This is a genomic window from Acidisphaera sp. S103 (assembly GCF_009765975.1).
Lineage (GTDB): Bacteria > Pseudomonadota > Alphaproteobacteria > Acetobacterales > Acetobacteraceae > Rhodopila.
In genome coordinates this window covers 75,911-82,966 of the sequence record NZ_LMUJ01000076.1, presented here as the reverse complement: position 1 = coordinate 82,966, position 7,056 = coordinate 75,911, and the positions used below count along the sequence as shown (strand labels likewise).

At 65.1% G+C, this 7,056-nt stretch carries 6 protein-coding genes; all 6 read right to left on the bottom strand.

Annotated features, from left to right (window positions below; genetic code table 11):
* The coding region (locus GSQ89_RS26325; RefSeq protein WP_216856405.1) for a glycosyltransferase family 2 protein at positions 1-860 on the bottom strand (860 nt) is incomplete at its 3' end.
* Positions 861-969: 109 nt separating this feature from the next.
* Positions 970-2,613 carry a GMC family oxidoreductase gene (locus GSQ89_RS26320; RefSeq protein WP_158930859.1) on the bottom strand — a complete coding sequence of 548 codons (1,644 nt, stop codon included), beginning with the start codon at positions 2,611-2,613 and terminating at the stop codon, positions 970-972.
* Positions 2,603-3,208, bottom strand: a complete 606-nt coding sequence (locus tag GSQ89_RS26315) for a gluconate 2-dehydrogenase subunit 3 family protein (RefSeq protein ID WP_158930858.1) — start codon at positions 3,206-3,208, stop codon at positions 2,603-2,605. Before GSQ89_RS26315 ends, GSQ89_RS26320 begins: the two co-directional genes overlap by 11 nt.
* Positions 3,201-4,160 carry a hypothetical protein gene (locus GSQ89_RS26310; RefSeq protein WP_254073378.1) on the bottom strand — a complete coding sequence of 320 codons (960 nt, stop codon included), beginning with the start codon at positions 4,158-4,160 and terminating at the stop codon, positions 3,201-3,203. Before GSQ89_RS26310 ends, GSQ89_RS26315 begins: the two co-directional genes overlap by 8 nt.
* On the bottom strand, positions 4,153-5,256 hold the full coding sequence (locus GSQ89_RS26305) for an enolase C-terminal domain-like protein (protein ID WP_158930856.1): 1,104 nt from the start codon (positions 5,254-5,256) through the stop codon (positions 4,153-4,155). Before GSQ89_RS26305 ends, GSQ89_RS26310 begins: the two co-directional genes overlap by 8 nt.
* A 3-nt stretch (positions 5,257-5,259) precedes the next feature.
* Entirely contained in the window at positions 5,260-7,041 is a 1,782-nt protein-coding gene (locus GSQ89_RS26300) for a thiamine pyrophosphate-requiring protein (RefSeq protein ID WP_158930899.1), read from the bottom strand.
* Positions 7,042-7,056: the final 15 nt, after the last annotated feature.

Sequence of the window (7,056 nt, the reverse complement as noted above, 5' to 3'; positions counted from 1 at the left end):
AGGCCGCTCCATGCCCGCCTGACACGTTGGCGCAAGCTGTAACGCAGCCAGGCATCCATCGCCGGTTCGGCCATTTCGTCGGCGAATTCATCCTGCTGGACGATCCTGCGGCTGATCGCGTCGGCCATCCCGCCGGGTGCCCTGCCCTCGATCCGTCCGGATACCGTCACCTGGATCGCCGGATCGTGCCGAACCTTTGCGTCCATCATCCACAGAGCCCGCACGAAGGCCCTGTCTTCGCCTGACGCGATGGGCGGGATGCCCCCGGCCCGGTGGAAGGCCGCGACCGAAACGGCGAGACTCGCGCCGGACGCTTCGGTATGGCGTGGGGGCGGATCGTGCGGTTCGGAATCGAGTATCCAGGCCAGATCGTCCAACAGCGCGATCAACTCGCATTCCATGGCGTCGTCGGCATGCAGATGCGCCGGGATCATCGCCGCTTCCGTGGGATCGATGATGGCGCGGCCGCAGACGATATCGGCGCCGCGATGCAAGGCGCGCAGATTGCGGGTTACCCAATCGGGCGGGACGATTGTATCGGCGTCGGTGGTCAGCAACACGCCCGATGCCCCGGCCCGTTTGGCGGCCGCATCCATCGCCAGGGCACGTGCGTGCCCGGCGTCGGCCTGATGCAGTGGCAGATCCTGGGCGATCACGTCCAGGTGGAACCGCAGCTTCGGGATCAGGGTTCGGGCTATCGTTTCGGTTTCGTCTACGCAGTTGTTCAGCATCAGGACAACCACGTCGGGTGGCCGTATCTGGTTGCTCAGCGCAATCAGACATGGCTCGATCCGCGCGGCCTCATCCCGCACGGGGATGGCAGCGACGATACGGCTGTAGCCACGGTCGAGCCACGCCATGTCTGTGTCCTGTCTGGTAAATTACGAGGATTGCAGACGTGGCGACGATAGTTCTGAATACGAGCAGACGTCACCGAGGTGTTATTTAGTTCAACGACCCGGCATTGCCCTATAATTCCCCGCGCTTCGCCAGCATTCGGATACGATCCGCGGTGCGCATCGCGATACTCGTAATCGTCAACGACGGATTGACCCCGCCCGTGGTGGGAAAGATCGATCCGTCACAGACCCACAAATTGGGGATGTCCCAGCTTCGGCAATCGGCGTTGACCACGCTGGTGCGCGGGTCATCGCCCATGCGGGCGGTGCCTGCCAGATGGTTGGTGTCGTTCTCCTGACGGAATATCTCCTTCGCGCCCACGGCTTCCAGGCTGGTCTGCATCTGGTCCAGTGCGTGGTTGATCAACGCCTTGTCATTGTCGCCCCAGCTATACGTGACCCTGGCGACCCGCAGCCCGTATTGATCCTTGTCATCGGCCAGGGTTACCCGGTTGCGCTCGTCCGGCAGCATCTCTCCTACCATTTTCAAGCCGACCTGATGGTTGTATTTCTCCATCTCATCCCGCAACGCCTGGCCCCGCAGGCCACGCGAGGTTGTCTGGATCGTCGCCCATTCCACCGGCAAGGGCCCCTGCGCCATCCAGCAGTAGCCGCCGGCGAAATCCTTGCGATCCTCATAGTTCCAATGTTCCGTGATGCTGAGCGACGGCGGCCCCTTGTACCAGCGGACCTCCTGCTCCATCGTTCCGAACACCGCCTGGTTGGACTGAGTCATCAAATTCTTGCCAACCAGGCCGGAGCTGTTTGCCAGCCCATCCGGAAACTGCCCGTTGGCCGACGCCAGCAGCAGCCGAGGCGTTTCGACGGCGTAACCGGCAACCACCACATGGCGTGCCCGCTGAAACCGCCAACGGCCCTCGCGATGGAAATGCACCCCCGTCGCCAGCCCGGTCGGCCCGACCTCGATCCGCCCGACCATCGCCAGGTCGCGGATTTCAGCCCCCGCCCGCAAGGCGCGCGGAATGAACGTCACCAACTGACTCTGCTTGGCGTTGGTCGAGCAGCCGAACCGGCAGAATCCGCGATATACGCAAGGCGGCGACTGACCGTGCGGCGCGGACACGGTCGCCAACGGCGTGGCGGTCCATTTCATGCCCATAGCCTCGGCGCCGCGCGCCAATAACTGCGCCGCACCGTTCAACTCATGCGCGCGATAGGGATAACGTGGCCGTTTCGGGCCCCAGGGATACGTTACCGGGCCGGCAATGCTCAGCGCCTTTTCCGCCCGTCCGTAGTAGTGCCACATCTCCCGCCAATCCAGCGGCCAATCCGCGCCGTAACCCAGGATGGTGCGCGACCGGAACCATTCAGGACGGAATCGCAGTGAAACCATGGCGAAATGAACCGTGCTGCCGCCCACCGCCTTGCCGCTGTTCTTGCCGCCCATGGTGAGCGGGTTGGCCCCGTCCACCACCCGTTCGTCGTTCCAGTAGAGTTTTTCCTGCTCCCGCTCATCCGAGGCAAAATCCTCCAGCGGGCGGAAATACGGTCCGGCATCGAACCCAATCACCGAAAATCCTGCCTCCGCGAGGCCGGCGATCAGTGGGCCGCCGCCCGCGCCCGTTCCCACGACGGCGAAATCGACCGTGTCGTCATCACGGTATTGGCGCATCGGCACCCACCCGCCGCGCCTGAACACGTCAGGCGCTCGGCCGCCGGTCGCACGCGGGGCGGCGAACGGGTCAGCCGGCATGGTTGGCCTCGACGGCTTCCCACGGATCGCGCCGGTCCAGCCCCATGCGGACATAGCCGCGCGGACTGGCCGGACCTCCGAATCCGATCTCGTTCCACGCCACGGGGTGAGCGTAGTAGGCGTGCGTGATGTCCGGGATGACCCGGTGTTCGAAGAACAGCTTGCAGGGCATCCCGCCCCATTCCGGCCCAGCCAGCTCCCCGGTCTGCATCTGGCGCAGCAGGTCGTCCTGGCGGTCCGGGGTCAAGTCATGAAACGGGTCGCAGTGCGCCTGCCGCGCCGCCACGTCCAGCGCCGCCAGCCCGCGCCGCCAGGCGTCACCCTGCGGCGGCAACGCGGCATAGCGGTAGCCGTCCAGCAGGCCATCCGCCATCTTCTGGTCGACAAACGCCGGCAGTGGCACTGGCGGCCGATCCGTCGGCTGCGGCATGATGCGATCGCACACCGCCTGCAGGGTCCGCCATTCGTCGGGAGAGAAGAACCGAGGCTCCCGCGGGATCGCCAGCCTCCGGTCGATCACCTGACGCGTGGGTTCGTTCCACGACTGCGACCAACGCTTGGACTGCACATCGTAGCCGGGGTAACGATCAGCCATCGGGATTGTCCTCCAGCAGACCCAGCGCCGCGAGCCCCGCCAGCGCCAGGCCGGTGAAACTGGGCGGTGCGGGCAGCGGCGGCCCGTTCAACACGTTCTGCCGCCAATTCCGCCAGCCCCCCATGTTCCTGGCGACGCCGTACGCATGGAACCCAGTACCGGCAAAGCCCAGCAGCGCCGTCAGCCGCAGCCACCAGCGGGTCAACCGCCGGTTCGAACACGCGGGACCATAGGCGGCATTGGTCAGCAGGCCGGCGGCCACGGGCGGGATCGTCACCGGCGCGAACATGAACGGGTCATGATAGGCACCGCGGAAATGCAGCAGCCCCGCCTCGGCCACGGTGCCGAGAAGGCCGGCCCCGGTCGCCGCCGCCACCACGCGTCCCGCCGGCAGCCCGGCGATCAGGGGATCGGTGCCCGGCTTGTTGTCCCGTACCCGTTCCGCCAGGAAACCGACCCCGCCCGACAGCAGCAGTGCCGCCGGCGCGCCGATCGGTGCGGAATAGAACAGGTTCTGCCACGACATCCCGCCCGGCTTCTTGCCCACGTTGTAGATGTGGAACGCCGTACCGATCAGCCCGGTAAGGCCCGCCACAACATAAACCGTATCTCGAAACCAGTGCGCGGCCGGACGTTTGTCGGCCACGCCATGCACGCTGACCGCCAGCGACAGGGCCGAGGTCACCAGCGGCGCAAACATTGCTTTGTTATGAAACGAACCGCGATAGTGCTCCACCGCGCTGTCCGCCAGCACCGACGCCGCGAGTGTCCCCGCCGCTCGGTTCAACCGCTTGGCGGCATGTATCGCGGTGCCACGATCGACCGGCGGCGCCGCCAGCACCGGCAACGCCGTGACACGGGTCGGCCGCCGGCGGCGAGATAGAATCAGCACGCCCAGCCCGAGCAATGCGATGCCGGGGGCGGCGAGATCGGTCAGCTGGTTTTCAGCCATGGTTCGAGACCGCGTATTGCTCCGCATCCTGACGCTTCAACGACAGCCCCAGGCCCGGCCGTGACGAATCGGGCGCGATTTCGCCATCGCGCGGAATGGGGGCGCCATCGAACAGCATCCGTTCGATCCGGACATGATCGTGAAACCACTCCACATGACGGAAGCGGGGCGCGGCACAGCCGAGATGCCGATGCAGCGCCGGCGCGCAATGGGCCGACAGGTCCGTGTGGTAAGCCTCACACAGCGCCGCCGCCAGCATGAATCCCGTCACCCCACCGCAACGGGTCGCGTCCGCCTGCTGCACGTCTACGGCGCCGGATTCCAGCATGCGGCGGAAATAGTCCGTGGTGTAACCGTATTCGCCCGCCGCGATTTCCATCCGAACCGGTGCGCGGTCCCGCATGTGCCGCAATCCGACCAGGTCATCCGAGGAGACCGGTTCCTCAAACCAGCGCACATCCTGTTCCGCCGCGAACCGCCCAGCCAGATCGAGCGCCTGCCGCCGCCCATAGGCTCCGTTGGCGTCGACGAACAGGCCAGCCTCGCCGATGGCATTCTTCGCCACCGCCACGCGGTGCGGATCGCGATCCGCGTGGGTGCCGATTTTCATCTTGACCCAGCGGCAGCCTTCGATTTCCAGCCAACCCGCAAGCTGCCGGGTCAACTGGCCATCATCGTAACTGGTGAAGCCGCCGCTTCCATAAATCGGCACCGATGTCCGGTACCGGCCCAGCAGCGATGCAAGCGGCCGATCCAGCAGGACCGCCTTCAAATCCCACAGCGCGGTGTCCACCGCGGCGATCGCCGTGGCAGCCAACCCCTCCCGCCCGAGATTGCGTACGGCGACGTTCATCGCCCGCCACGCGCCGGGCGGGTCCATCGCATCCCACCCGGCAACGACAGGCGCCAATTTTCCGTCGATCAGCCCCGCGGCCGACGCGTCGGTGTAGCTGTAGCCGATACCCTGCCGACCGCCGGCGCCGACATGCACCACGATGATCGTCGTCGAGGTCCATGTCGCTGTCCCGTCAGCCTCGGGGAAATCGGTCGGGACGGTGTAGGCTTGCGCCCGTACCCAATCGACCGGCGCATCCATCGGTCAGCCTTTCCCACCGGGGATTACGCTGGAGAAGAATTGCCGGACGCTGCCTTTCAGCACGCTACCCAGTTCCGGCTCGCTGGCCGTCATCGACATGAAGTTCTTGGCGTCCTTTAGCGTGATGTGCGGCGGCAGCGGCGGCACGTTCGGATCGGTGTAGCATTCCAGGATCACCGGGCGATCGGCCGTCAGCGCCTCGTCCCACGCCTGCCCCAGCTTTTCCGGATCAGAAACGAAGATGCCCTTCAGGCCCAACAGCGCCGCATATTTGTGGTAGGGGAAATCCGGGATGCTCTGCGTCGATTCCGTCTTGCCCTCACCGAGTTGGATGCGCTCCTCCCACGTCACCTGGTTCAGGTCGCGATTGTTCAGCACCATGACGATCAGCCGAGGATCGGACCACTGCTTCCAGTATTTGGAGATCGTGATCATTACGTTCAGGCCATTCATCTGCATCGCGCCGTCGCCGATGAACGCGATGACGACCCGGTTGGGGTAAGCCATCTTCGCGGCCATGGCATAAGGCGTCGCCGCGCCCAGCGATGCGAGGCTGCCGGACAGCGACCCCATCATGCCGCGGCGCATCTTGATGTCGCGGGCGTACCAGTTCGCCACCGATCCGGAGTCTCCTGTCATGATGCAGTTTTCGGGCAGCCGCTTGGACAATTCCCAGAACACCCGCTGCGGATTGATCGGGTTGGCGGGCTGCATCGCCCGGTCCTCCAGCGTCTTCCACCAGGACGCGACGCCGGTCTCGATCTCTTTCCGCCAGCCGTTTGGCTGCTTCTGCTTCAGCAGCGGCAGCAGGGCGCGCAACGTGACGGCGCTGTCGCCGACCATGTTGACGTCCATCGGATAGCGCAGGCTGAGACGCGTACCGTCGATGTCGATCTGCACGCCACGCGCGCTGCCGGGCTTGGGCAGGAACTCGCTGTACGGAAACGCCGACCCGATCATCAGGAATGTGTCGCATCCCTTCATCAGATCCCAACTCGGCCTGGTTCCCAGCAGACCCAGGGAGCCAGTCACCCAGGGCAGATCGTCCGGCAGCACGGCCTTGCCCAGCAGGGCCTTCGCCGCGCCGGCCTGCAGCTTTTCAGCAACCGCGATGACTTCGTCCGTCGCACCCAGCGCCCCGGCGCCGACAAGGATCGCGACCTTCTTACCGGCGTTCAATACATCGGCTGCCTGACGCAGCAAGCTGTCTTCCGGCAACTTCGCCGGACCGGCATAGCCGATACCGGTGTGCGTCGTGCCGTGGACATTCGGCGGGTCCTCATACGGCAATTCCTGCAGATCGTTGGGCAGGATGACGCAGGTCACCGTCCGCCTGGTGCTGGCGATCCGCACCGCCCGGTCGATCAGGTGCCGGACCTGGGATGGCACGCTGGCCATCGCCACGAAGTCGGCTGCCACATCCTTCATCAGGGACTGCAAGTCGACTTCCTGCTGGTAATGCGCCCCCAGGGCGGAACGAGCCTGCTGGCCGACGATCGCAACGACCGGAACATGATCCATCTTGGCGTCGTAAAGACCATTCAGCAGATGGATCGCCCCCGGTCCGGACGTGGCGTAGCAGAGACCAACCTGGCCGGTGAATTTCGCATGTCCAGACGCCATGAAGGCGGCCATTTCTTCATGCCGGACCTGGATATACTGCATGTGGTCCTTGGCTTTCTCCAGCGCCACGTCCAGGCCGCCAACGCCATCGCCAGGATAGCCGTATACGCGCTTGAGGCCCCATTCCCCCAAACGATGCCATACAAATTCGCTGACATTCATGCTCATGGACAGGCG

Excerpts from the sequence above, each read along its gene's own strand:
- GSQ89_RS26305 (WP_158930856.1), bottom strand. The coding sequence starts at position 5,256 with ATGGATGCGCCGGTCGATTGGGTACGGGCGCAAGCCTACACCGTCCCG.
- GSQ89_RS26300 (WP_158930899.1), bottom strand. The coding sequence starts at position 7,041 with ATGAATGTCAGCGAATTTGTATGGCATCGTTTGGGGGAATGGGGCCTC.
- GSQ89_RS26310 (WP_254073378.1), bottom strand. The coding sequence starts at position 4,160 with ATGGCTGAAAACCAGCTGACCGATCTCGCCGCCCCCGGCATCGCATTG.
- GSQ89_RS26315 (WP_158930858.1), bottom strand. The coding sequence starts at position 3,208 with ATGGCTGATCGTTACCCCGGCTACGATGTGCAGTCCAAGCGTTGGTCG.
- GSQ89_RS26320 (WP_158930859.1), bottom strand. The coding sequence starts at position 2,613 with ATGCCGGCTGACCCGTTCGCCGCCCCGCGTGCGACCGGCGGCCGAGCG.